This window comes from Anabaenopsis elenkinii CCIBt3563 (genome assembly GCF_015245355.1).
In the GTDB taxonomy this organism is placed as follows: Bacteria; Cyanobacteriota; Cyanobacteriia; order Cyanobacteriales; family Nostocaceae; genus Anabaenopsis; species Anabaenopsis elenkinii.
The window spans coordinates 825,575-851,058 of record NZ_CP063311.1 but is presented as its reverse complement, the minus strand read 5'-3'; the positions used below and the strand labels follow the sequence as shown (position 1 = coordinate 851,058).

The following is a 25,484-nucleotide window of genomic DNA, read 5'->3' as shown; positions in this document are numbered from 1 at the left end:
GAACTTCATGTCTGCTTTGATGGAAAGAATCCGGCAAGAAAACCTCTCCATATTCGAGAGTGTAAATAAATTTATTGATTGCACCAAAACTGCTCGCATTGCTCAAGCTAAAGCACAAGCAGCAGAACTGAGTCAGTTCCAACAAAACCTGCAGCAATCCACTGAGCAGTTTTTAACAACCACAGCTCAAGAACGCATTGCTCAAGCTAAAGCACAAGCAGCAGAACTGAGTCAGTTCCAACAAAACCTGCAGCAATCCACTGAGCAGTTTTTAACAACCACAGCTCAAGAACGCATTGCTCAAGCTAAAGCACAAGCAGCAGAACTGAGTCAGTTCCAACAAAACCTGCAGCAATCCACTGAGCAGTTTTTAACAACCACAGCTCAAGAACGCATTGCTCAAGCCAAAGCACAAGCAGCACAACTGCGTCAGTTCCGCAAGGATTTGTTTATGAGTGTTATTGGTGAATCTGGGCTTTAATCAATAAACATTTGTTGTAGAATTGGGCTAAATAATACACCCCCTTTATCTTTCAGTTGCAAAACTGGTAATACAAGGGGTTAATTAATAAAATTAAACTTGTTTCCTGACACTTTAGTAAAATACGCTTGTACCCCTAAAGCAATCCATCAGTTGCTTGGGGAATAAGTTTCTTAATTCTCTTTAACTAGAGTTTTGAATTTATTTACCTTTATATAGTATGATAGAGAAGAAATCTATCACATTAAAGCAATAATCGTATCTTAATTTCTTTCTGACTGAATACCAAGAAAGCTGCATGCCCTTTGCGCTTATAACTGGGATTAGTATCATCAATCCTAGTTATGTTTACACTGAAAAATGTTAAGATAAAGCGAATACAAAAAATCAAAATTTATCATAGGACTCGCAAAAATAGACAGCTAGAAAGAAAGGATATCACTATACACCTTTACTAAAGTGCAAAGTGTTCCTTGGCAAATTCCAATTGGCCGCAAAATTTCAAACCCTGCAGCCTAAAGTCTCACACACCTTGAATTTATTACCCCAGCTTGAATTTATGGCTATCACCAATACGAATCATAAAAGAGCAGTTATTCGTGTCCGTCCAGGACAGTTTGTTATGACACCTGCGATTGAGAAAGTAGCAGTTAGAGCATTGCGTTATCTCAATTCAGGTTTTCCCGTTCACTTGCGAGGTCCTGCGGGAACAGGTAAAACAACCTTAGCACTTCATATAGCTCACTGTCTCGATAGTCCAGTAATGTTACTGTTTGGAGATGACGAATTTAAAAGCTCCGATTTGATTGGTAGTGAAACTGGTTACACCCGCAAGAAGCTGCTGGACAATTATATTCACAACGTTGTTAAAGTAGAAGACCAATTAAAACAAAACTGGGTTGATTCTAGACTGACTTTAGCTTGTCGAGAAGGTTTTACCTTAGTCTATGATGAATTTAACCGTTCACGTCCCGAGGTAAATAACGTTTTACTTTCGGCTTTAGAAGAAAAAATTCTCAGCCTACCTCCTAGTAGTAATCAACCAGAATATTTACACGTTCATCCGAAATTTCGCGCTATCTTCACATCCAACCCTGAAGAGTATTGCGGGGTTCACTCAACCCAGGATGCTTTGATGGATAGGTTGGTCACTATTAATATGCCAGAACCAGATGAGATTACTCAACGCGAGATATTAATTCAGAAAACAAAGATATCTCGAGAATCTGCTTACTTAATAGTGCATTTAGTTAGATCATTTCGTCTCGCTACAGGAGCGGAAAAAACTTCAGGCTTACGGTCTTGTTTGATGATTGCTAAAGTATGTGCAGACAATAACATTTTAGCAGAAGCCGGAAATTCAGACTTTCAGGATGTTGTTATAGATGTTCTGTGCAACCGCATTAATTTGCCTATGAGCGAAGCCAAAAAGATTTTAGTGGAATTATTTAGTCAAAGTAGTTTCGATGTAGCGATTTCCCAGGCAGAGATAGATTTAGAAAATCCTGATCTTTTTGATAAAGAAGTTTACAATCACTAAACTCCTACCAAAAAGTCAAGTAATAACTAGAATTTTCAAAGACTTAGCTCCAGATTGCATCTAATACTAAATGCTTCTGGTTCTTTGGAACACAAGTTGTTTGTGAGCAAAATTATCGTCTTTACACTATTCAAGAGTTGAATTATTCGTGACTTCTACCCCAATACTACCAACACGTCATCAGACAAACTCAAGTCGCAGTATTAACACATCTACTCAAGGCTCAAACTTAGCGGACATTCTCGAAAGAGTCTTAGATAAAGGCGTCGTTATTGCTGGCGATATTTCTATATCTATCGCCTCAACTGAACTTTTACATATTCGCATTCGCTTGTTAATTTCCTCCGTTGATAAAGCCAAGGAAATGGGTATTAATTGGTGGGAAAATGACCCTTATCTGAGCAGTAAAGCCCAACGATTAATTGAAGAAAATCAACAGCTTCAAAATCGCCTGGAGAGTCTAGAATCCGAAATAAAGTTACTTAAGTCTGCGAGTATGCAAGATCAAACTCCATTAGGAGAGAATATTCAACATGATGTGGATATAAGTAACCAGGAAATTATTTGATCACGAGATTCCCAGTTAGATTCAGTAATTGGTTAAAATTTCTGTTTGAACCAACGAAAGTCAAACAGACTGGGACGGTTAATAACTATTGAAAAATGACTGATTGAATTGCATTCAAAGAAACCGAAAGTTTAGGTTACATTTATAGAAATGGTTTGTAATCCATCAGAAGACTTTAAGGATTTACCAACCAAGGCTTCTAAAAATAACGAAGCGGGTTTAGCTCCTTTATTATTGACTGTATTAGAATTACTGCGTCAACTAATGGAAGCGCAAGTAATTCGGCGTATGGAACAAGACGTGCTGTCTGAATCTGACTTGGATCGAGCTGCGGACAGTTTGCAAAAGTTAGAATCACAAATTTTAGATTTTTGTCAGATATTTGAAATTGAACCATCAGACCTAAATGTAAATTTAGGAGATTTTGGTACTCTTTTACCTCCCTCTGGTTCTTATTATCCAGGGGAAACTAGCAATCAGGCGTCAGTGGTAGAGTTATTAGACCGGCTTTTAAATACTGGAGTTGTTCTAGATGGTGAGATAGATATCGGTTTAGCTCAACTAGACCTGATTCATGCTAAATTACGGTTGGTTTTAACCGCAAAAACCATGTAATCAAAAGTTATCAGTTGTCAATTATGAATGGGTGAAATTAATGAACTGTGGCCTTTATTTGTATGGTATTTTCCCTGATATAATTCCTGACTCTGTTTCTATTACAGGATTGGATGGGAGACCTGTTTATAGTCAAGTGGTTGATGGATTGACTTTTTTATATTCAGAAGCATCTAAAGAGAAATATTTGGCCTCTCGACGCAATTTATTAACCCATGAAAAAGTGTTAGAGGAGTCGATGCAAGCAGGATTTCATGTCCTTCTTCCTCTCCAGTTTGGACTAGTTGTTAAAGACTGGGACGCAATCAAGACACAACTTATTGAACCATATAAAGAGCAATTGCAAGAGTTATTTCAAAAGTTGGACGGACAAAGAGAGGTGAGCGTTAAGATTTTCTGGGATACCAAGTCTGAATTGCAGGCGATGATGGAATCTAATCTCGCTTTGAAACAGGAGCGTGACAATATGGAAGGTAGACAATTAAGCATGGAGGAGGTGATTCACATTGGACAATTAATTGAAAGTAATTTATCGGCTCGCAAACAATCTGTGATTGAAGTTTTCTCTCATGAGCTAAATCCCTTGGCTACAGAGGTTATAGAGGGTGAACTTATGACAGAAGACATGATTTACAACGCAGCATTTCTGATTCCTTGGGAAAGTGAATCTAAATTCGGTGAACTTGTCGAGTTAATTGATACTAAATTTGGCGATCGCCTACGCATTCGTTACAATAATTTCACTGCTCCCTACACATTTGCACAATTACCTGAACCCTAGAGCCAATACCAGTTATTTATTACCATCCCTCTTTTAAGTACAATTAACTTAATAAATGCAATATAAATCACATAGGAGTTATGACTATGCTCTTGAAACTTTTACTATCTCCGGTAATGGGTCCAATCAATGGAGTGGTATGGATTGCAGAGAAAATTGAAGAACGAGCTAATACCGAATTTGATGATCAAGAAAACTTGAACAAACAATTATTGACCTTGCAACTTTCCTTAGACATGGGGGAAATTAGCGAAGAAGAATATGACGCCAAGGAAGAAGAAATTCTTTTAAAACTCCAAGAATTGGAAGAAGAAGCCCGACTGGAAGCAGAATCTGAAGAAGAGGAAGCCTTGGAGGAAGAAACTCAGGTGAGAGCATAACTTTAACTAGATCAAGATCCAACCGGGAGTTGCCAAATTTTCGGCAATATAACCGACTTAGTATTCAATTTCCAGAACATTGTAGTTCTTAGATTCCAAAGATCCAATAGACTCAACATATATATTTCGAGAGCCTATATCTTGACTATTTGTTGAATCAGAATCATTTTGACGTAATTTTTTAATCGTTTTCTCGGTTTCTTCTATTTGGTGATTCAGAGTATTTAAGCGCTTGTTAAGTAAAGTTGTTCGCTCTCTGATAAAATGTATTTCCCTTTGAAGACGTTCCTTTTCAGTCACCATTTGATACAGTTCCAGTTGGCAGGATGCCTCGTTTGTATGGCGAGGCATTGTACTAATCTTAGGTCTGATGACACTACGCTTGGGAGTATTTTTCATAAACAATGTCTGAATTGTTATTGATTATTATAACTAACTAAGGTGTGATTGTAAATGTTTCAAGAATATGTAAATATTTTCAGCAATACTTTAAATTAACTCTAAAAGTCTTCAGCATCTGGCAATATCCTCAAAACAACAAAAATGTGGTATAATTTTTACCAAACAGATGAAAATAATTTAATATGGTTACAATGTGGGAGTAAAAACTGAGTTAGTTAAAATCATACAACTATCTAGGTGCAGTATATGGAATTAGAAAACCTCTATAGTTATGCTTTTTTAGAAACACCTAGCTTGCCCTTGATTTTACCACAAGGTGCTGCTACTCAAGTAGTGCTGATTAAGGGTACTAATCTTTCGGCTATTGTTGAGCCTGGAATATCTTTAGAGTCATTCCAAGATAATGATGAGAAAATTATCGAGATGGCTTTATGCCATGACCGAGTTATTTGTGAGCTTTTCCAGCAGATTACAGTTTTACCTGTGCAGTTTGGAATCTGCTTTAATTCTCAGAAAAATCTGCTAATTCACCTAGAATCAAATACCGAAAAATATCGCCAGCAGCTACAAACAATTCATGGTAAAACTGAATTTACTTTGAAATTGACTCCTGTAATACTAGAGGAAGTACCACCAGTAACGGCAAGGGGAAAAGATTACTTTATAGCTAAAAAGCAACAGTATCAACACCAAAGAGACTTTAGTATTGCACAAGCACAAGAAAAACAGTATCTCATTGATTTAATCACCACAAGCAAGAATTATCCGGTTGTTGTTAAAGAGAAAGATCAAGAAGTCACCATTCATATGCTGGTTAATATTGAAGATAAAAATTTGTTTTTAGAACAAACTTTAAATTGGCAAAAAGCTTGTCCGCGTTGGAATTTATCCTTAGGAGATCCTCTTCCTCCTTACCACTTTATTTAATTAAAATTTTATTTATTCTGTTCCTAATTCCTTTAAATGTCTTATGAAACAATACGACTCACTGAACTTAGTTATGTTTAGCGGTAAAGGTGGAGTTGGCAAAACTACCATCTCCTGCTGCTTTGCTCGTTACTGGGCGACAAAGTTTCCAGAAGAAAAAATTTTGTTACTTTCTACAGACCCAGCACATTCCTTAGGAGATATATTACTTTCAAAAGTCACAGATGATGGTTCACAGGTAGAAGATTTACCTAATTTGAGTGTTCGAGCATTAGATGCTGAAAAACTATTAGTGGAATTTAGGTCCAAATATAGTCGATTCTTAGAACTGCTAGTTGAGCGAGGGAGTTTAGCTGACGGAGAAGATTTAGCCCCTGTTTGGGATCTAAATTGGCCTGGCTTAAATGAACTGATGGGATTGCTAGAAATTCAGCGTCTACTTTCAGAAAAAACCGTAGACCGGATAGTGCTTGATATGGCTCCTTCAGGTCATACATTAAATTTGTTGCAATTAGAAGATTTCTTCGATGTAATTTTAAATTCCTTTGAATTATTTCAACAAAAACATCGTGTGATCACAGAGAGTTTCAGAGGGAGCTATAAATCTGATGAAGTAGATGATTTTCTGGAGGATATGAAATCCCAATTAGCAGAAGGTAGACGACTGCTACAAGATGAGACATTTACAGGTTGTTTAGTAGTTACAATTGCTGAACCAATGTGTTTAGCAGAAACTGAAAGATTTTTAGATAATTTAAAAACTCTCAAGATTCACTATACCGGAATTGTGATCAATCGCATCATCACAGATAGCGATATAAATGTAGACCGCTATGCAGAACAACAAAATTTGACCGATAAATTCTTAAAAATTCCCGGCAATCAACCCGTTTTCATTGTACCACAACAAGCAAAAGAACCATTAGGTTCCTTGGCATTGGATGACCTGGCACGACAAATTCAAAAAATTGACAGCGTCGAACTTTCTGCCCCGCCAGCAATTCAGTGGCCAAGTAGAATCCTCCCAAGCTTCAGTGACTTTATAGCCGAAGGATGTCAACTGATTGTTGTAGGGGGTAAAGGAGGAGTTGGTAAAACAACAGTTGCAGGAGCTTTAGCCTGGGGTTTAGCTAATCGTCATCCTCAACAAAAAATTCGGATAATTTCCATAGATCCTGCTCATTCCTTGGGAGATGCATTTGGACAAAAATTGGGACATGAAGCCTCATCATTGGCAACTAATTTAACCGGACAAGAAATTGATGCTGATGAAATATTAGATCAGTTCCGTACGGATTATCTTTGGGAATTAGCGGATATGATTAGTGGTGAGGGAACGGAAACTGATAATAACACAATAGAGATTGCTTATCTTCCCGGAGCTTGGCGACAGATTATGTCTCAAGCTTTACCAGGTATTGATGAGATACTGTCCTTAATCACTATTATGGACTTATTGGATAGTAACCAGCAAGACTTGATCATTTTAGATACTGCTCCCACAGGTCATCTGCTACAATTTTTGGCAATGCCATCTGCTCTAGGAGATTGGTTATCGTGGATATTTAAGTTATGGATAAAATACCAGAACGTTCTAGGTAGACTAGATTTAATTGGGCGGTTGCGGAATTTACGTCAACAAGTTGTCCAAGCCCAAAAGAAATTAAAAAATCCAAAGCATACGCAATTTGTGGGAGTAATTCAGGCAGAAGGTGCGATTATATCTGAACATATACGCCTAACAGCATCCCTGAAAGATATGGGAATCCAACAACGTTATGTAGTGCAAAATCGCTATACTCAAGAAATAGGAATTGACCCCAGCTTATTTCCCGAACAAACAATCATCCGCCTACCCAATTTACCTAGATCAGTAGAACCAATTGCCCGTATTCAAGCAGCTGCAAATCTTTTATTTGACTTTGATTAATCAATATCAAATTTAAGTTTTACGTAGCTTAAAAAATATATTTTCTCAATTGATTTTCGAGGAACTTTATGAGTGATTTATTCAAGGGATTTGAGCAGTTTATAGAGTTAGTCAAAACTCTAGAAGAAAAAGTTGAAAATGGAGAAATTAAAACTGATGTGCAGTTTAACTCACGCTCATTAAGCAGTATTCCCAGAACCGGTAACATTCCCCGTACTAATAATAATACAACTAGTAATGTTGGTACTACTTCCATTCGTACCCCATCTTCCCCAGCACGTGATACAGGTGCATCTGACCCAAATGTACAACCTGAAGGTAATTTAGGTATAACCCTCAAAGATATTGGGGGATTGAACCAAGAACTCAAAGAACTCAAAGAACTGATTGCTATTCCTTTAAAACGCCCTGACCTGCTAGTTAAGTTAGGACTCGAACCTACACATGGGGTGTTATTAGTTGGTCCCCCCGGTACTGGCAAAACACTCACAGCTCGTGCGTTAGCTGAAGAACTCGGGGTTAACTACATTGCCCTTGTTGGGCCTGAAGTCATCACCAAATATTATGGTGAAGCAGAGCAAAAACTGCGGGCTATTTTTGAAAAAGCTGCCAAAAATGCTCCCTGTATTATCTTTATTGACGAAATTGATAGCTTGGCCCCAGACCGTAGTGCAGTAGAAGGGGAAGTAGAAAAGCGTTTAGTTGCCCAACTATTGAGCCTCATGGATGGTTTCTCCCAGAACAAAGGCGTGATTTTACTCGGAGCTACTAATCGCCCTGATCATCTTGACCCAGCTCTACGCCGTCCTGGAAGATTTGACAGAGAAATTCAGTTTCGAGTTCCAGATATCAATGGGCGCAAAGAAATTCTGCAAGTCCTGACTCGTGCTATGCCCTTAGATGATTCAGTTGATCTGGAGTTTATTGCCGATCGCACCGTGGGATTTGTGGGGGCTGACTTAAAAGCTGTCTGTCAAAAAGCAGCATACACGGCTTTACGCCGTCAGGTTCCTTCCATTGATATGCAAATTCCAGAAGATATCGCGGTACAGCAATCTGATTTCTTGCAGGCTCTTAAGGAAATCAAACCAGCAGTACTTCGTAGCATGGAAGTTGAAGTTCCTCATGTGGAATGGGAAGATATTGGTGGCTTGGAAACCATAAAACAGACCTTGCGGGAATCTGTGGAAGGGGCTTTGTTGTACCCAGAACTCTACAAAGAAACAAAAGCCAGAGCGCCCAAAGGAATACTCTTGTGGGGTCCTCCCGGTACTGGGAAAACATTATTAGCCAAGGCTGTGGCTTCCCAAGCCCGAGCTAACTTTATTGGTATTAATGGACCAGATTTACTTAGCCGTTGGGTGGGAGCCAGTGAACAAGCAGTTAGGGAATTATTTGCTAAAGCCCGACAAGCAGATCCCTGTGTAATATTTATCGATGAACTTGATACATTAGCTCCAGCACGGGGAACTTACACTGGTGATTCTGGGGTAAGTAACCGGGTAGTGGGTCAACTACTGACAGAGTTAGATGGTTTAGAATCGGGGTCTAACATTTTAGTAATTGGGGCTACCAATCGTCCTGATGCCATAGATCCTGCTCTGTTACGGGCAGGACGGTTAGATTTACAATTGAAGGTAGATTTACCAAATTTAGATAGTCGGTTAAAGATTTTACAAGTTTACAATCAGGGCAGACCTCTGTTAAATGTGGACTTGGAACATTGGGCGAAGGTGACAGAAGGTTGGAATGGTGCGGATTTAGTATTACTCTGCAATCAGGCCGCTGTAGAAGCAATTCGCCGTTTTAGGTCTCAAGGTGAAACAGATACTGCAGCGATCAAGATTACTGTTGATGATTTCCAAGCTTCTTATGAAGCTTTAAGCCAGCAACGTACAGTTTAATTCAACCTTAGCCAGGGGCAATTTATAAATTGCCCCAACCCTCTGCTTAAATAACTGCACAGGAGGCAAAAAAAAGTATCTTTTTACCAATCAAATATTACTCCTGTACTATCAGGTGGGCAACGCCCACCCCAATGAATAATCTACTTCGTCGCTGCTGACATACCTAAAATATCCTCAAGTTTGGGCATATCTTCCACAGCAACAACTCGCCCCTCATCCTCAAAACCAGCAATTTGATCAAAGTTCAAATACCGATACAAATCATCAGCAAAAGGATGAATCTTTTGTGCCACAATATCTAAATATTCCTGCACTGTAGGAATGCGCCCCAGCAACGCACAAACGGCGGCTAACTCCGCAGAACCAAGGTAAACTCGCGCATCTTTACCCATGCGATTATTGAAGTTACGAGTCGATGTAGAAAAGACAGTTGTCCCATCTGCAACTCGCGCCTGATTACCCATACATAAACTACATCCAGGTATTTCTGTACGTGCATTCGCCCCTTCAAAGATATTATACACACCCTCTTGTTTGAGTTGGTGTTCATCCATGCGGGTAGGCGGACAAATCCACAGGCGAGTTTTCACCACACCAGCACCTTCTAACACTTTACCAGTGGCGCGATAATGACCGATATTGGTCATACAAGAACCAACAAAAACTTCTTGTACCGGATCATTGGCAACTTCTGATAATAATTTCACATTATCAGGGTCATTGGGTGCTGCGACAATGGGTTCTGTGATTTCATTCAAATCAATGTCAATGATTGCTGCATACTCTGCATCTGCATCAGCTTCCATCAGGGTGGGGTTAGCTAACCATTCTTCCATTTTCGCCACCCGGCGCATAATCGTACGTGCATCGGTGTAACCCCTAGCTACCATGTTCTTTAACAGGGTGACATTAGAACGCAGATATTCCGAAATTGTCTCAACACTCAGCTTAATTGTACAACCTGCACAAGAACGTTCTGCGGAAGCATCGGTAAGTTCAAAGGCTTGTTCTACTTTCAAATTGGGTAAGCCTTCCATTTCCAGAATGCGCCCGGAAAAGATGTTTTTCTTGTTTTTCTTTTCTACGGTCAGCAAACCTTTTTGAATGGCCACGTAAGGAATAGCGTTAACAATATCCCGTAAGGTGATACCCGGTTGTAATTCACCTTTGAACCTGACTAATACTGATTCTGGCATATCCAGGGGCATCACACCCAACGCACCGGCAAAGGCTACTAACCCAGAACCTGCGGGGAAGGAAATACCCAAGGGGAAGCGGGTATGGGAGTCGCCCCCTGTTCCCACCGTGTCAGGTAATAGCATCCGGTTTAACCAAGAGTGAATAATACCATCGCCGGGACGTAAGGCCACACCACCACGCTGGGCAAAGAAATCTGGTAGTTCTTGGTGAGTTTTAATGTCTACGGGTTTGGGATAAGCCGCAGTGTGACAGAAACTCTGCATAACTAGGTCAGCACTGAAACCCAGACAGGCTAGTTCTTTTAATTCGTCCCTGGTCATGGGGCCTGTGGTGTCCTGAGAACCAACGGTAGTCATCAGGGGTTCGCAGGATGTCCCCGGACGGACACCGGGTAAACCGCAAGCTTTACCCACCATTTTCTGGGCGAGGGTATAACCTTTGCCTGTATCATGGGGTGGTTGCGGGCGAATAAATACAGTGCTGGATGATAAACCCAAGGCTTCCCGGGTTTTATCGGTGAGGGTACGCCCAATGAGTAAGGGGATACGCCCACCAGCGCGGACTTCATCTAAGATGGTTTCCGGTTTGAGGGTAAATGTGGAAATGACTTCGCCTGCTTGGTTGGTAATTTCGCCTTTGTAGGGATGGATGGTAATTACCATACCGGTTTCTAAGTTGCTGACATCGCATTGAATAGGCAAAGCACCTGCATCTTCAGCAGTGTTAAAGAAAATCGGTGCGATCGCACTACCTAAAATATAACCCCCGGCGCGTTTGTTCGGTACATAGGGGATATCATTTCCTAAATGCCACAATACCGAGTTAATGGCAGATTTGCGCGAGGAACCAGTACCCACCACATCGCCCACATAAGCCACAGGATGTCCTTTTTGCTTTAATTCGGCAATGGTTTCTAAACTGCCCGGTTGCCGTGATTCTAGCATGGCTAAGGCGTGTAAGGGAATATCCGGGCGGGTGGTGGCGTGGGTGGCGGGGGATAGGTCATCGGTGTTGGTTTCCCCAGGGACTTTAAATACTGTCACCGTAATCGCTTCTGCTAGTTTCTCACGACTGGTAAACCATTCGGCATTAGCCCAGGAGTCAATTACCTGCTTGGCGTAAGGATTACTTTGGGATAATTCCAAAACATCATGAAAAGCATCATACACCAACAGAATTTTACTTAGGGCAGTGGCGGCGTAGGCTGCGATCGCTTCATCCCCGGTAATTTGCAGTAAATCAATTAAGGATTGAACGTTGTATCCTCCTACCATAGTTCCCAGTAATTCTACTGCGGCGATGGGGGAAACTAAAGGACTGGTAATTTCGCCTTTAGCAATGGCTGTGAGAAATCCCGCTTTCACATAAGCTGCTGCATCTACACCGGGGGGGACGCGATCGCGCAATAAATGTAATAATGTATCTTCTTCACCTGCTGGCGGATTTTGCAACAATTCGCCAAGTTCTGCGGTTTGCTTCCCATCCAATGGTAAAGGGGGAATACCGACTTGGGCGCGTTCCGCAACATGATGACGGTATTGTTCTAGCATTTTGGTGTTCTCCATTGGGATGTTCTCCCCTTAATTATCAAATATTTTTCGGCAAAATTTAGCTATCAAAGTTCACCTGATTTTTATACCTAAAACCCTCACAGGTAATTGGTTATTAGTAATTTTGTTTTATACAGGACAGGACTTACGCAACTGGCACAAATAGGGAGCGGGGGGAGCCGCGCCACGGGACAATTTAAATTAAACCAAGCACATAGGAATACTTGGGCGTTTGAGTTGCTGTATTAAATAATTAGACAGCAAATTATGCTTGATTTGATAAACAGTTTTGCCAGTTTGATCGGCTAAATTCTTTAATCTAATCCACACCAACATTGCACAAGCAATATGATTTCTTTGAAGCCTATTTTACACACTTCTTGTACAACATTCGTGGAACTTTGAGATAAATCGTTGGTAGCGACATAATCCGTTCTGTTGTTAGAAACAGCAATCCCCAGACTGGTTGAACCGCCTGTACATCCCCACCCACCCGGAAATCAATTTCCGGGCTAATAGCGGAAATCGGTTGAAACCGATGAGAAATCCTCTGAATATTTTCATCAATCCTCTTGAGAGGATTTTTGCTTTCAGACGGGGAATTTATTCCCCGGACTGGTTGAACCGATTGTGGGTTCATTCCCCACGGACTTTTTACCTAATGCTGAATTATCCAACCCGCCTTAGCTGAATTTCTAAAGGACTATGCTCCCAAGCCTGGTTTTCTGTTCCCTGGTAAGCGTGGGGTGACTGAAAGGTTAACAAGGTACTCAGCTGATAAGATTCTCCGTGAAGCTACTAAACGAGTGGGGTTAGAGGGGGTCAGTACTCACAGCTTCCGGAGAACTGCACTAAATCAAATGTCCAGCGCCGGGATACCTCTACATCATATTCAAGAAATTAGTGGACACAATGACTTAGGGACTTTACAACGATATCTGGAGGTATCCCCTGAGCAGTGTTACAAGGCAATTTGTGCGATCGGCTTTTAGTTTTTTATCAGTTAGTTGGTTGAAAGTTGGTAAGGTGGCAAGTAAGTTTTTAGAGGATGTTTTACAGTTACAGTAAGTTTAAAATTCTAATTAATTGTTCATATTCTGTGGTATTACCTTGGTTTAGGAATAACTGCGCCGCTATTTGGAAGTTTTCCTTGGCTTTATTGATGTCTCCTAGCTCAAAGTAAACCATACCCCGACCGGAGTAAGCTAGAGCTAAATTAGAATTAAGTCTAATAGCTTTATTGTATTCAGCCAGAGCTAAGTCCCATTTTTTCTGATTATAGTAAACAGCACCGCGATCATAGTGAATAATAGCTAAATCGCGATTAGACTCGCTTGGACTATAAAGTATTGGAGTTTCTTTAAAGCTGTTTTCATTAGTCTGACTACAAGATGCGGTGGCACTGAGGGTAAATGTCAGTACTGTAAAAGCCGCAGCTTTAGTCAGTCTTATTATTTGCATAATGCCTATAAACACAGAAAATTACTAATTATGGGTATTTTAGGTTATTTGTGGATCAAAAATCTGTCAACTCCTAACCGCAACAATGCCCTAGCAACGCAATACTAAGGCACTGCTACATCTCTGTACGATTTTAAAAATCCCTTAAAACATCATTTATCAAATCATACAGGAAAGTGTTTCCTTGCCTTTTGTATAGGTGTTTCGCTATATTGTAATTTAATCTAGCGTTGTTGATGTCTCCTAGGTTGTGTAACACGAAACCTAACTTAAAATAAGCAAGAGCATAATCAGGGTTAAGTTTAATGGCTTTTTGATATTCAACCAAGGCTAAATTCCATTTTTCCTGTTTCTCGTAAGCATTACCGCGATTGAAGTGAATAGTAGCTAAATCGCGATTTGACCGACTTTGACTGTAAAGTATTGGGGTTTCCTTCAAGCTGTTTTGATTAGTTTGACTCCAAACGGGGGTGGTACTGAGGGTAAATGTCAGTATTGTAAAAGCCGCAGCTTTAGTTAGTCCTATTATTTGCATAATGCCTATAAACACAGAAAGTTATTAATTATGCGTATTTTAGGTTATTTGTGGATCACAAAAATACTAAAAAATCTTGGATTAATTCAACCTTTTTGATCAATGTTTTCTATGTTGAAATTCCCAATACGCTAGTTAGATAATCTTGTCATCTGTCTAAAGATAGATGTTTAAGAATATATTTTTTTTACTACTGGAAACAGCAAATAGCCATGAACTTGCTAGTTCAAAGACCTTTCCACTCCCTGAGAACGCCAATCAAATAAAAACCAACAGCCTACGCGGCCTGTATATCCCCACCCACCCGGAAATCAATTTCCGGGCTAATAGCGGAAATCGGTTGAAACCGATTAGAAATCCCCTGAATATTTTCATCAATCCTCTTCAGAGGATTTTTGCTTTCAGACGGGGAATTTATCCCCCGGATTGCTTGAATGCACTAGCAACCCGTCACGGAGGTTCAATCAAAATCGCTGAAATGATGATTTTCTCGTTCCGAACCTCGGTCGCTTGCTGTATAAGGGTTTCAGCCGTTTGATCACTATGCTAAATGCCATTTCAGCCGTTAAGTTTCTTGAACCTGGCTAACGCCACGCTATCGCTATCGGAAAGTGCCTCTAGACTTCTTACTGGGACTGTGTTTAAAATGGAAGGGTCCCCACTCGCTGGGGACATCAATCGAATGGAAACTTTTTGACCATCTGCTTTGATTTTGTATTAAGTCCTAATCAAATCAAGCATAATTTGCTGTCTAATTATTTAATACAGCAACTCAAACGCCCAAGTATTCCTATGTGCTTAGTTTAATTTAAATTGTCCCGTGGCGCGGCTCCCCCCGCTCCCTATTTGTGCCAGTTGCGTAAGTCATGAAAAACTTGAGTGTAGGTGAGTTTTTCACCCTCTGGGAAACCTAAACTACAACGCGAGATGGAGCCGCTTTAGCTGTGTTGTGTAGCTTTAAACCCCCTGGAGAGGTCAATTGCTATCTTTTTGCCAAATTCATCTAAATATTTATGAGAATATCTGCAAGATTTTTAACTAATTCAGATAATATAATTAGTTTGTGCGTGGCATCACCTGCTTTTGTATATGACGAAAACTTACACCGTTGAAATTCACCACCAAGGTAAAATCCATACTTTACAAGTCCCCGAAAATCAAACAATCTTATCAGTAGCCGATGCCGCTGGTCTAGATTTGCCGAGTTCTTGTCATGCAGGAGTTTGTACTACTTGCGCTGGTCAAATTACTGAAGGAATCGTAGATCAAACAGATGGGATGGGCGTGAGTCCAGAACTACAACAACAAGGTTACGCCTTGCTATGTGTTGCTTATCCGCGTTCTGACTTGAAAGTGGAAACCGAGAAGGAAGAAATAGTTTATCAGCTGCAATTTGGTAAAGACTAATAGATGAGTTATGTTATCAGTTATCAGTACTATGAACTTATTTGATAACTGGTAACTGATATCAGTTATTGTAGAAACTGGAAATATCAAAGATTTACCGCCATGACAACCCATTTTATTACTGCTGAAGTTGATTTACAAGCTACTCCTACAGAGTTGGAAACAGCAATTACAGCGGAATTGCAAAAACAAGGAGAACCCCTGCGTTGGGCGATTACTTCTGTGGATGAAACACAGCAAAAAGCTACTGTTGAGGCTGTTGTGACTGTGGACTGTGCATCAGTCGAGTGAATCAACGACCCTATACAGCCATTTTAATTATACCAACTGGGGTGGGGGCTGCCATTGGCGGTTATGCCGGTGATGCTTTGCCTGTAGCTAGAGTTATATCACAGGTTTGCGATCGCCTGATCACTCACCCCAATGTTCTCAATGGTGCAAGTTTGTATTGGAACCTCCCCAACACCCTGTATGTGGAAGGTTGCGGACTTGACAAATTCGCCTCTGGATGCTGGGGTTTACGTCCCGTCCGTAATAATAAGATAGGTTTACTTTTAGACCAAGGTATAGAACCAGAGTTACGCATCAGACACCTGCAAGCGGCAGATGCTGCCAGAGCAACCCTGGGTTTAACCCTTACAGACTATGTAATTACAGATGCGGCAATAAACGTAGAATTACGGTTATCTAAGTCCGGAGTTAGTTGGGGAACCATTGGCAACCCTGACAGTCTACTCAGGGGAGCAGAAATATTAATTAACAAAGCCGGCGCAGAAGCGATCGCCGTTGTCGCCCGTTTCCCCGATGATATGGATGAGGAAGCAGTACAAAACTACCGTCATGGCCAAGGAGTAGACCCCTTAGCGGGTGCAGAAGCAGTAATTAGCCATTTAATTGTGCGCACCTTCCAAATACCCTGCGCCCACTCTCCAGCCTTAGCAACCGCACCACCAGACCCCCATTTATCACCTCGTTCCGCCGCCGAAGAATTAGGTTACACCTTTTTACCATGTGTCCTTGTGGGTTTAAGTCGCGCCCCCCAATTTATTACAGAAAAACAGGCAAATACATCTTTACCAGATGATATTTGGGCAGATGAAGTAGATGCAGTCATCGTACCCGCAAATGCTTGTGGTAGTAGCGCCTTAATCAGCTTAAACCAAAAGCGATGCCAAATTATTACCGTAGCAGAAAATCAAACCCTGATCCAGGTTCCTGCCCAAGCATTAGGAATCACAGCCATAGAGGTAAACTCATATTTAGAGGCAGTAGGTGTAATAGTAGCCCATAAAGCCGGCATCAATCCCGCCGCCATCAGTCCCGAAATATCCTCATTAAAGCCAGTAATTACAAATCGTGGTTGAACAACAAAATCAAGAGCCAGAAATTCCCTACTTGACACGCACCCAAGTATTAGTAGCTATGGGAGTGACTGCAATTGTGTTGTGGATAGTCGCCAGAGTGTGGTTGACCTATGGCGATGTTTACTTATTAAGATGGTACTGGTCAGCAAAAGATTCACTCCTAGGCTTAGGGCTAGGTTTAATCATCCCAGCCTTAAGTAGTTTAGCTTATCGCCTTTGTCCTCCCTACCGTCAAAGCGCAGACTATTACCTCAACATAGTTATCAAACCATTAGCTTTACCCGACCTGATTTGGCTAGGCTTACTCCCGGCCTTAAGTGAAGAACTTTTATTTCGGGGAGTGATGCTACCAGCTCTAGGCTTAGATAATGTAGCGGTAATTGTGTCTAGTCTAGCCTTTGGTGTTTTACATCTGAGTGGACAACAACAGTGGCCCTATGTAATTTGGGCAACTATCATTGGGTTAATGCTGGGATTTAGCGCCTTATTCACCGGTAACTTGTTAGTGCCAATAATAGCCCACATGGTAGCAAATTGGATTTCTGGCTATTTCTGGAAATTCCGGGAAACTAAAACTCATCAAACCTAATCTAATACAATGAGTACTTGTCTGTGTTCATCTGTGGTTGAATTCTCAATCAGTTAATCAGCAGCTAGTTAACTACCCTTGAGCCGCTAGTGTGATCGCCTGTGGTAGAATAATATGTTCCTGAATTTGAATTCTAGCGTGGAGTGTTTCCACCGTATCCTCAGGTAATACTGGCACCGCCGCTTGGATTAATATCGGACCACTGTCTACTTCCAAACAAACCAAATGTACAGTACAGCCAGTAATTTTTACTCCAGATGCTAAAGCCTGTTCTACAGCATTAATGCCTTTAAAACTAGGCAGTAAACTGGGATGAATATTAATAATTTTGTCTGTAAAAGCATCAATTAACACTGGTGTCACCAAACGCATCCAGCCAGCCATAATCACCCAATCAACATCATACTGCTGCAAAGTCTTGACAATTTCACCATCAAATGCTTCGCGGCTGCCGTAGTCACGGTGATTTAATAATACAGCTTCTACCCCCCGATTAGTTGCGCGTATGGCAGCTTTGGCTAAGGGGTTATTATAAATTAAAACCTGAATTTGAGCGTTTAATTGCTCATCTGCGATCGCTTGGGCAATCGCTTCAAAATTACTACCACTACCAGAAGCCATAATCCCTAATTTTAAAGGCTGACTGGGTGATAAAAGGCGTTTACTAATACTGGGAGCAACCAGGCTAACGGTAGAATCAAGGCCAAGAGTCATAACAGCAAAGAGGAAAAATGATAAATGCCAAAAACATATACTAAGTCCTGGTTAGATAATGATACCTTTGCGGCTTGGATTTTTTTGTCTCCCGCCCTGATTTTACTGACTATCTTCATCATTTGGCCCATCGCTTATTTGTTCTACCTGAGTTTTACTGCAGGTAGTTTCACATCCGCAGGTACTACTTGGGTAGGTTTAAGGAATTATTGGCGCTTGCTACTGACCCCAGATTTTTGGCAAGTCTTGGGTAACACAATTTATTTTACCGTTGCCACCGTCATTCCCAGTTTAGTTATTCCTTTAGGGCTAGCAGTACTATTAGACAAATCTCTGGCGCTGCGGGGACTCCTCAGGAGTGCCTATTTTTTACCTTCGATTATCTCTCTTGTGGCTGCAGGTTTAGGTTTTCGCTGGTTATTTCAAACAACTGGCCCAGTCAACGCACTTTTAGACTTATTGGGTATTGTACCCATTCCCTGGTTAGGTAGTACAGTTTGGGCTATGCCAGTATTAATTATTTTGAGTATCTGGAAACAACTCGGTTTTAATATGGTAGTATTTTTGGCTGGTTTGCAGGCAATCCCTCCTAGTCGTTATGAAGCAGCAGAACTAGATGGCGCTAATGGTTGGCAACAGTTCTGGTACGTTACCCTACCGGGACTACAACCTACCATGATATTTGCCATAGTTACTACAGCCATTTTTACACTACGGAGTTTTGAGCAGGTTTATGTAATTACCGGCGGTGGTCCAGTAAACACTACTAACTTGCTGGTTTACTACATTTACCAAGAAGCTTTCGCTCAATTTGATTTTGGCTACGCCGCTGCCGCTGCTACAGTATTGTTAGCCTTTACCTTGGTGTTTGTTTATTTGCAGTTACGAACTTGGGGCGACGATTAAACCGCACCCCATCCCTCACCGCTGGGGTGGTACTTGATCCGCAATAAATTTACTCAGGCGATCGCATTCCACTTCTGCAACTGTATTTTTCTCCTCTACCCTTGTGAGACTGACCAGAGTTCTGGTAGATAATGCTATTGGTTCAATCTGACAGGATTTTTGTAAGTAATAGCCCTTGGGATCAGAACTTGGGCCAAGCCAGATACTGAGTAAATCTAATCTATATCCAGATGGGATATTAGCTACACGCGCCTCGGTACTCCATAATTTACTTTCTTGATATTGTCCTAGTTTCTCATTGATGACTTGATTACCCAAGTTACTAACTTCCTTTGTTGCATCTAGCAACCATCTTTCAACTTGTGACCAAGGTGTTTTATTTAATTGTTGTTCTACTTTTATTTGTATACCATCGAGTATATTTACACCATTTTCTGGTATCCGGTTTTTTTCTGTTCTTTCTGGTTCGGTAATTCTGATCACAAAGCTACTCCGCCCAAAATCATCTGTGAGTAAGGTGGGATATTGTGTTAACCAATTATCAATGACAAAGTAAAACTGAATCCAGCAACTAATTAACATACAACTAGCTACCAGAACTATGATTTTTTCCCGAACTTCTGGTTTAGGAATTTTTGCTGTAGTCTTGGTTTCGCTACCTTCAATGAATTCTGGAATTGCTGTAATTATTCCCGATATTGTAGGCCAGAGGACAACAGTTCTAGGTGTAATTACATCCTCTGGATGACCAAAGGCAAAAACACTAACCAAAAATCCAGTTATTACTGCTCCCACTGGCATAAAAGTACCAGGAACTCTTAAAGGATCATCAGTTGTATACCAAGCTGTACCAGCAATTAAAAACAACCAGCCTAAAAATGCAATTATAAGTTGCACATAACCCACAGCCAACAATGAAAGTCCCCAAGAATAAAAACTCAAGTAAATCAATGTCTGCCATGAATAAGCTTTCTTGGGCACGAATAACTTTCTAGTTCCCTCAAAAATCCCAACGACAAATTGAAAAAGTAATAGAATATCCCTAAATAAGGTTTGCATGCTTAACACCTGTGATTGAAAATTGTCTAAGTATTTTACTTTTACTTTCTGGTGAAAAATATAATTATGGTAATCGCACTGTAACTCAGGGAATTAGCGATTAATAGAGTGGTAACTAAATTTGTGTTTTGTAATCTAGCAATGCTGGTCAAACGCCATTTTAAGCGACTATTTTCTGGGGTCTTACTATAGAGATTGATAAAATCTTCTTTTAATGAGATTACAAAAAGCCTCAAAAGAAAAAACTTCATAAAAAAGGTAATAAAAAACATTGCAAAAGCAGTAAAAATAATCAAAGACTGGGTAGCTTCTGATCTAAAACTATTAAAAAATATGTAACTTATTAATTCCGATTTTAAATTTATGGGTAAAATTGGCTCCATCATAAAAAAGATAATCCAACCAATAGTACTGGAAAAGACATTGATAGATATGGCGTAAAAAGTGCTAGTTTTTTTATCGAATTTTAGCCTTTGGTTCAAAATGTATGCTTCTATAGGAATGGCAGTCAGTAAAAATAAAAATTCAAACAGAACTGCACCCAGAGGTAGAATTCTAGGAGAGGTGAGATTTTCAAGTCCAAGCATAAGGTATCGGGTTTGATAGTATGGAATGAGGGCAATTATTCGGTAGTGCTCTTGGAATGCCAGTATAACCTGATTTATTTTCGGGTCAAACAGCAATACCTAGACAAGAAGAATCCCCCGCCATCCCAAAGGAATAAGTATTAAAGTATACGTTTGTTCCAATCATACAGCGTTATGTCTACTATTTTTCAAGGTAAAATTTTGAATATTCCCACGTTACAGCTTTTCAAGAAATGACAAGGAATGGCATCGGTATTCGCACGGCGCAAGTGCGTCCTGAACGGCTCACAGGTCAAATTCACATCTACGACGGTGTGGGTAAAGGTAAGTCCCAAGCAGCTTTAGGGGTAGTTTTGCGCTCAATTGGCTTGGGAATCAATACACCCGGGGATTCCAGCCGCGTTTTACTGTTGCGGTTTTTAAAAGGACCAGAACGGCATTATGACGAGGATGGAGCGATCGCAGCTTTACAGCGCGGTTTTCCCCATTTAATTGATCAGGTTCGCACCGGGAGAGCCGAATTTTTCGGACCCGAGGAAATCACCTCTTTCGACCGAGAAGAAGCGGCGCGGGGTTGGGATGTAGCCAAAGGAGCGATCGCTTCTGGTTTATATTCGGTTGTGGTCTTAGATGAAATTAACCCGGTTTTAGATTTGGGTTTACTACCAGTAGATCAGGTAGTCAGGACATTGAAATCTAAACCCCATGAATTAGAAATCATCGCCACTGGACGCGCTGCACCCCAAGCTTTAATTGATATTGCCGATTTACACTCAGAAATGAAACCTCAAGAGCACCCCACAGCCAAAGAACTTTTTCTTGAGGGAATTGAAATTTATACCGGTGCTGGTAAGGGTAAATCCACTAGTGCATTAGGTAAAGCTTTACAGGCTATTGGCAGGGGAATTAATCATCCAGGTTCTACCCGTGTATTAATTATGCAATGGCTCAAAGGTGGAAGTGGCTACACGGAAGACTCAGCCATCGCGGCTTTACAGCAATCATATCCAGAGGTAGTAGATCATCAACGCTGCGGTCGAGATGCAATTGTTTGGCGCAATTCTCGCCAGGAATTGGACTATGTAGAAGCAGAAAGAGGATGGGAAATTGCTAAAACGGCGATCGCTTCTGGACTCTACAAAACGATTATTCTCGATGAACTTAACCCTACTGTAGACCTAGAATTACTTCCGGTTGAACCCATAGTTCAAGCCTTACTGCGCAAACCCCGCGATACCGAAGTTATTATTACTGGTCGCTGTCAACAACAACCTGCCTACTTTGATTTGGCTACGGTTCACTCTGAGGTATACTGTCACAAACATTATGCGAATCAAGGCGTAGAACTGAAACGGGGAGTAGATTTTTAACTCATGGAGAACAGTAATTTACTGGATTTAATCACCGGAGGGGTTGCGATCTCTATTCTCCTAGGTGGTATGTTAATGATGTTTACTACGGTATTTACCACTAAAAGAGGTAAAAAATAAGCCTATTATGTTGCTGAAACCCGAACAAAGGCAAAAATTAGACGACACAGACGACCAGCTATTTTACGACTATCCCCGCTTCGTCACCCATGTAGATGAAGGATTTATTCAACAGCTAACGGATTTATATAGCGATCGTCTGCGCCCTCAAACACGGATACTGGACATGATGAGCAGTTGGGTATCTCATCTCCCAGCAGAGATGGAATTTAGCCATATTGAGGGACATGGACTCAACGCCGAGGAATTAGCACGTAATCGCCGTTTAAATCATTACTTTGTCCAAAATCTGAATCAGCATCCCCAACTACCCTTACCAGACCAAAGTTTTGATGCGGTTCTCAATTGTGTTTCTGTACAGTATCTCCAGTACCCAGAAGCCATATTTTCAGAAATTCATCGGGTTCTCAAACCTGGGGGTGTAGCAATTATCAGCTTTTCTAACCGGATGTTTTTCCAAAAAGCCATTCAAATTTGGCGAGACGCTTCCGAACCCACTAGAGTGGAATTGGTCAAGAAATACTTCACCTCAGTAACGGGATTTACAGTTCCAGAGGTAATTGTGAATAAATCCACAGTACCAAATTTTTTACAGTGGTTAGGTGCTGGCGGTGGTGACCCGTTTTATGCTGTCATAGCACACCGCAATGCTGAAAGTTGAAACATCAGGAATAAAAATGAATTTCCCACGCGTGTCTAAAATTTTTGCTGGTTTGTTAGTCTCACTTTTACTACTAACCACCGCTTGTAGTCCCCCAGAACCCGGACGTTTTGACCAGGTACAGCAGGAAAGTACCCAACAAAAACGAGGTCAAGCAGTTGTAGAAACTGCTACTCAAGGGGGAGAATTTAATAAATTCTTTCCCTTAGCTAGTGACGGGTACCAAAGAGTATTTACCCAGGAGAAAAAAGGTTTTGCTGAAGCTAAATTAAAGAAAGATGGTCAAGATGTGGCTATGTTAGCTATTTCGGATACCAGCAGCACACCAGCAACAGCGGCTAGTTACTCTAATAGCACCATGACAATTGCAGGTTATCCCGCGAGGGAAATTGGCCAGACTCAAACAGCAATCCTGGTAAATAATCGTTACCAAGTAAAAGTATTATCCCGCGATCCTTCATTTACCGCCAGCGATCGCGCAGATTGGATAGAGAAATTTAACCTTGATGGTCTAGCTAAATTGAACTAGGAGATTTTTGTGAACAAACCGATTTTTGAGTTAGTTGATGAACTTCCAACTAGGGGATTAACGGTTTCCATGTTAAATTCCCTAGATTTTATCGCTCCTGGTGAGTGGCAAAATACCGTAGGGTTTGTCAATACAATTAAAACTGTGACTGGGGAAACCGATGAAGATTTAATTCAACAAATTGGAGAAAGAGCGATTTACCTCTACAATGACCGATCCCAAGGATACCAACGCGCCATGTGGCTTTATCAAACTGTGGACAGGACAGATAAAGCCCTAGGTACAGCAGCATTAGCTAACAAAGTCGGCGAAAAAATACCTTTGTTAGGTTTTTTAAACAAGGTGACTCCCAAAGCCAACCAAGCCCAAACTATTGATTTGTGCCTAAAGTTAGTAGTAGAGTTAGTAGCATTCTGCCAAATTAATGGGATTCCGGGGGACAGTATCGGCGATTTTGTCGCTTCTTTGGGTGAGTATGCTGGTGAGTCCCTGATTCGCATGGTGGCTTTAGTTTGTGTCGATGGGTTATTACCCCTAGGTCCAGACTTTATTTACAAAGCATTATCTGCACTATCTAGTATGAATCCCCAGGAATTAGCCCAAAACTCGACTTTCCAAGGTATTCAAGATGCGATTCCCGGTAACAATGTTGGAAGTAAGTTAAACTTTATCGGCGAAAGCTTTGACTCTGTTAAAGGTTGGATGGGGGGGTTAGTTACCCAACATAATTTAACTCCACAAACAATAGTTGGCAATTTGCAACACTTTATTGAATTCACAGATGATAAGTTAGACTATATGGCGGCTTTTCTAGATGTAGCTACCAATTACTATGAACACACAGGTACACAAACTTTAGCAAGACGTTTGATTTCCCGAGCGGTAGCTGAAATTTAACCGATCGCCCCCTGTGGAGTCCCTCACATGGGTAATTTTAAGTCAGAGGCGATGGACGAAAAGTAAGGTTGAAAAATTGCCAAATTTTCCAGTGACTCGAACTTGCCTGTAACAGAATCATCGCCGAAAGCTGTAGAAAATACGTATATATTCTTGTCGTTAAATACCACATGATTGATATGTAACTCTTCTACTCCACCCTCTGGCTTAAGTCCCACAAACCCAGAGCTTATTCCCCGCAGTTTACCAACTAATACCGGTTGTGGTGGGTAGGCTGAGAACAAAATTTTATTTCCATAGGTATTCTGGCGATCTTTGATGAAAGTAGCGTTGAAATCAGACACCCACGCCTGGAGTGCTATTAATAAGTTATTTTGATACTCAGGATTTTGGTAATCTGGCTGAGATCCTAGGGAAATACCTGCATCTGTGAGATTTTTTTGGAATTTTTGGTTGTTTTTGACCGGATAAACTCCGATTTCCACTGTACCCAAAACTTTTCCTTGGGAATAAACACACAACAGGGAAGAGTCTACCTCACAAGGTACAACTTCCCAGCCCTTGGGAGTAGGGGTTTTACCCAAAATTTTTTTCCAAGTAATTCCATCTGTGGTTTGCTCAGAACTGTTGTGAGTTGTCTCTACTACAGATTTGGGACTCTCTACTACCTCAGGAGAAAACTTAGGGAGAATAGTTCTGATTCCCACTGGCGTAAAAGCTAATAAAATAGCACCGACAAGAAGATGATAAACGCGCAACATTGTTCGTGATAATCTTAAGCTAAAACTCGCAGGGTAATCCTATTCACCACACTTTGTAAATATAATGTCAATATAAAAGATATATCTTGATGGCTATTAGTTCCGTTCATGCTCACAGAGTGTCAAATGATTCTTGACGTTGAGCAAAATTGAGATTATGAGTTATAGCCGATACAAAAATATACATTATAATTATATCCCCCAGCATAAACTAAATTTATCATGGGGGAGAGTTAGGGTAGT

27 protein-coding genes and 1 pseudogene are annotated in these 25,484 nt (G+C 40.8%); 19 read left to right on the top strand and 9 right to left on the bottom strand.

Annotated features, from left to right (window positions below; genetic code table 11):
• Positions 1–7 precede the first annotated feature (7 nt).
• The 6 genes from gvpC to IM676_RS03865 all read left to right on the top strand — a co-directional run bounded on the left by gvpC (position 8) and on the right by IM676_RS03865 (position 4,365).
• Positions 8–481: a gas vesicle protein GvpC gene (gene gvpC / locus IM676_RS03890; protein WP_200989003.1), complete on the top strand. Its 474-nt coding sequence runs from the start codon at positions 8–10 to the stop codon at positions 479–481.
• Positions 482–1,040: 559 nt separating this feature from the next.
• Positions 1,041–2,021: a gas vesicle protein GvpN gene (gene gvpN, locus IM676_RS03885; protein ID WP_200989002.1), complete on the top strand. Its 981-nt coding sequence runs from the start codon at positions 1,041–1,043 to the stop codon at positions 2,019–2,021.
• A 148-nt stretch (positions 2,022–2,169) separates the two neighbouring features.
• Entirely contained in the window at positions 2,170–2,589 is a 420-nt protein-coding gene (locus IM676_RS03880; RefSeq protein ID WP_200989001.1) for a gas vesicle protein, read from the top strand.
• A 150-nt stretch (positions 2,590–2,739) separates the two neighbouring features.
• Entirely contained in the window at positions 2,740–3,204 is a 465-nt protein-coding gene (locus IM676_RS03875) for a gas vesicle protein K (RefSeq protein WP_200989000.1), read from the top strand.
• Between the two features lie 40 nt (positions 3,205–3,244).
• Positions 3,245–3,985, top strand: a complete 741-nt coding sequence (gvpF, locus tag IM676_RS03870) for a gas vesicle protein GvpF (RefSeq protein WP_200988999.1) — start codon at positions 3,245–3,247, stop codon at positions 3,983–3,985.
• 86 nt (positions 3,986–4,071) lie between these two features.
• Positions 4,072–4,365 (top strand): gas vesicle protein GvpG, encoded by a 294-nt coding sequence (locus tag IM676_RS03865; RefSeq protein WP_200988998.1) that lies wholly within the window; start codon positions 4,072–4,074, stop codon positions 4,363–4,365.
• A 57-nt stretch (positions 4,366–4,422) separates the two neighbouring features.
• Here IM676_RS03865 and IM676_RS03860 read toward each other — a convergent pair whose 3' ends face one another.
• Positions 4,423–4,764, bottom strand: coding sequence for a hypothetical protein (locus IM676_RS03860; protein WP_200988997.1), 342 nt, complete (start codon positions 4,762–4,764; stop codon positions 4,423–4,425).
• Between the two features lie 249 nt (positions 4,765–5,013).
• Here IM676_RS03860 and IM676_RS03855 point away from each other — a divergent pair, with 249 nt between their 5' ends.
• The 3 genes from IM676_RS03855 to IM676_RS03845 all read left to right on the top strand — a co-directional run bounded on the left by IM676_RS03855 (position 5,014) and on the right by IM676_RS03845 (position 9,528).
• Positions 5,014–5,694: a GvpL/GvpF family gas vesicle protein gene (locus IM676_RS03855; protein ID WP_200988996.1), complete on the top strand. Its 681-nt coding sequence runs from the start codon at positions 5,014–5,016 to the stop codon at positions 5,692–5,694.
• A gap of 43 nt (positions 5,695–5,737) precedes the next feature.
• Entirely contained in the window at positions 5,738–7,624 is a 1,887-nt protein-coding gene (locus IM676_RS03850) for an ArsA family ATPase (protein WP_225880445.1), read from the top strand.
• A 68-nt stretch (positions 7,625–7,692) separates the two neighbouring features.
• The gene (locus IM676_RS03845) at positions 7,693–9,528 is read left to right on the top strand and encodes an AAA family ATPase (protein WP_200988995.1); all 1,836 of its coding nucleotides are present in this window, start codon (positions 7,693–7,695) and stop codon (positions 9,526–9,528) included.
• A 143-nt stretch (positions 9,529–9,671) separates the two neighbouring features.
• On the opposite strand, the gene acnB is transcribed toward IM676_RS03845, so the two are convergent.
• Complete coding sequence (gene acnB, locus IM676_RS03840; RefSeq protein ID WP_200990071.1) at positions 9,672–12,281, bottom strand: bifunctional aconitate hydratase 2/2-methylisocitrate dehydratase; 2,610 nt, start codon at positions 12,279–12,281, stop codon at positions 9,672–9,674.
• Between the two features lie 201 nt (positions 12,282–12,482).
• Positions 12,483–12,736 (bottom strand): annotated as a pseudogene (locus IM676_RS19715) (IS701 family transposase); the annotation flags it as partial.
• 213 nt (positions 12,737–12,949) lie between these two features.
• Between IM676_RS19715 and IM676_RS03830 the strand changes: the two are divergent.
• On the top strand, positions 12,950–13,273 hold the full coding sequence (locus IM676_RS03830; RefSeq protein WP_200990070.1) for a tyrosine-type recombinase/integrase: 324 nt from the start codon (positions 12,950–12,952) through the stop codon (positions 13,271–13,273).
• Positions 13,274–13,340: 67 nt separating this feature from the next.
• Here the strand turns inward: IM676_RS03830 and IM676_RS03825 are convergent, their stop codons facing one another.
• Both IM676_RS03825 and IM676_RS03820 read right to left on the bottom strand, forming a co-directional pair.
• On the bottom strand, positions 13,341–13,742 hold the full coding sequence (locus tag IM676_RS03825) for a tetratricopeptide repeat protein (protein WP_200988993.1): 402 nt from the start codon (positions 13,740–13,742) through the stop codon (positions 13,341–13,343).
• A gap of 133 nt (positions 13,743–13,875) precedes the next feature.
• Positions 13,876–14,277, bottom strand: a complete 402-nt coding sequence (locus IM676_RS03820) for a tetratricopeptide repeat protein (protein ID WP_200988992.1) — start codon at positions 14,275–14,277, stop codon at positions 13,876–13,878.
• A gap of 1,089 nt (positions 14,278–15,366) precedes the next feature.
• Between IM676_RS03820 and IM676_RS03815 the strand changes: the two genes are divergently transcribed.
• The 4 genes from IM676_RS03815 (at position 15,367) to IM676_RS03800 (ending at position 17,637) form a co-directional block, all read left to right on the top strand.
• Positions 15,367–15,684 carry a 2Fe-2S iron-sulfur cluster-binding protein gene (locus IM676_RS03815; protein WP_200988991.1) on the top strand — a complete coding sequence of 106 codons (318 nt, stop codon included), beginning with the start codon at positions 15,367–15,369 and terminating at the stop codon, positions 15,682–15,684.
• 102 nt (positions 15,685–15,786) lie between these two features.
• On the top strand, positions 15,787–15,975 hold the full coding sequence (locus tag IM676_RS03810) for a hypothetical protein (RefSeq protein ID WP_200988990.1): 189 nt from the start codon (positions 15,787–15,789) through the stop codon (positions 15,973–15,975).
• A complete protein-coding gene (locus IM676_RS03805; protein WP_200988989.1) occupies positions 15,972–17,048 on the top strand; it encodes a DUF3326 domain-containing protein in 1,077 nt (358 codons plus the stop codon). The genes IM676_RS03810 and IM676_RS03805 overlap by 4 nt, the downstream gene beginning before the upstream one ends.
• Complete coding sequence (locus IM676_RS03800) at positions 17,041–17,637, top strand: CPBP family intramembrane glutamic endopeptidase (protein ID WP_200988988.1); 597 nt, start codon at positions 17,041–17,043, stop codon at positions 17,635–17,637. The genes IM676_RS03805 and IM676_RS03800 overlap by 8 nt, the downstream gene beginning before the upstream one ends.
• Positions 17,638–17,709: 72 nt before the next feature.
• On the opposite strand, the gene purN is transcribed toward IM676_RS03800, so the two are convergent.
• A complete protein-coding gene (purN, locus tag IM676_RS03795) occupies positions 17,710–18,351 on the bottom strand; it encodes a phosphoribosylglycinamide formyltransferase (RefSeq protein ID WP_200988987.1) in 642 nt (213 codons plus the stop codon).
• Between the two features lie 24 nt (positions 18,352–18,375).
• On the opposite strand from purN, the gene IM676_RS03790 reads away from it, so the two are divergent.
• Positions 18,376–19,257, top strand: coding sequence for a carbohydrate ABC transporter permease (locus IM676_RS03790; RefSeq protein WP_200988986.1), 882 nt, complete (start codon positions 18,376–18,378; stop codon positions 19,255–19,257).
• A 15-nt stretch (positions 19,258–19,272) separates the two neighbouring features.
• Here IM676_RS03790 and fraD read toward each other — a convergent pair whose 3' ends face one another.
• Positions 19,273–20,316 (bottom strand): septal junction protein FraD, encoded by a 1,044-nt coding sequence (gene fraD / locus IM676_RS03785; RefSeq protein ID WP_200988985.1) that lies wholly within the window; start codon positions 20,314–20,316, stop codon positions 19,273–19,275.
• A gap of 41 nt (positions 20,317–20,357) precedes the next feature.
• Positions 20,358–20,903 (bottom strand): filament integrity protein FraC, encoded by a 546-nt coding sequence (gene fraC / locus IM676_RS03780; protein WP_200988984.1) that lies wholly within the window; start codon positions 20,901–20,903, stop codon positions 20,358–20,360.
• A gap of 233 nt (positions 20,904–21,136) precedes the next feature.
• On the opposite strand from fraC, the gene IM676_RS03775 reads away from it, so the two are divergent.
• The 4 genes from IM676_RS03775 to IM676_RS03760 all read left to right on the top strand — a co-directional run bounded on the left by IM676_RS03775 (position 21,137) and on the right by IM676_RS03760 (position 24,480).
• Positions 21,137–22,273, top strand: a complete 1,137-nt coding sequence (locus IM676_RS03775; protein WP_200988983.1) for a cob(I)yrinic acid a,c-diamide adenosyltransferase — start codon at positions 21,137–21,139, stop codon at positions 22,271–22,273.
• Between the two features lie 127 nt (positions 22,274–22,400).
• On the top strand, positions 22,401–23,054 hold the full coding sequence (locus IM676_RS03770) for a class I SAM-dependent methyltransferase (protein WP_200988982.1): 654 nt from the start codon (positions 22,401–22,403) through the stop codon (positions 23,052–23,054).
• 16 nt (positions 23,055–23,070) lie between these two features.
• The gene (locus IM676_RS03765) at positions 23,071–23,583 is read left to right on the top strand and encodes a hypothetical protein (RefSeq protein WP_200988981.1); all 513 of its coding nucleotides are present in this window, start codon (positions 23,071–23,073) and stop codon (positions 23,581–23,583) included.
• 9 nt (positions 23,584–23,592) lie between these two features.
• A complete protein-coding gene (locus IM676_RS03760; RefSeq protein ID WP_200988980.1) occupies positions 23,593–24,480 on the top strand; it encodes a hypothetical protein in 888 nt (295 codons plus the stop codon).
• 23 nt (positions 24,481–24,503) lie between these two features.
• Here the strand turns inward: IM676_RS03760 and IM676_RS03755 are convergent, their stop codons facing one another.
• A complete protein-coding gene (locus IM676_RS03755) occupies positions 24,504–25,241 on the bottom strand; it encodes a hypothetical protein (protein WP_200988979.1) in 738 nt (245 codons plus the stop codon).
• Between the last annotated feature and the right edge of the window lie 243 nt (positions 25,242–25,484).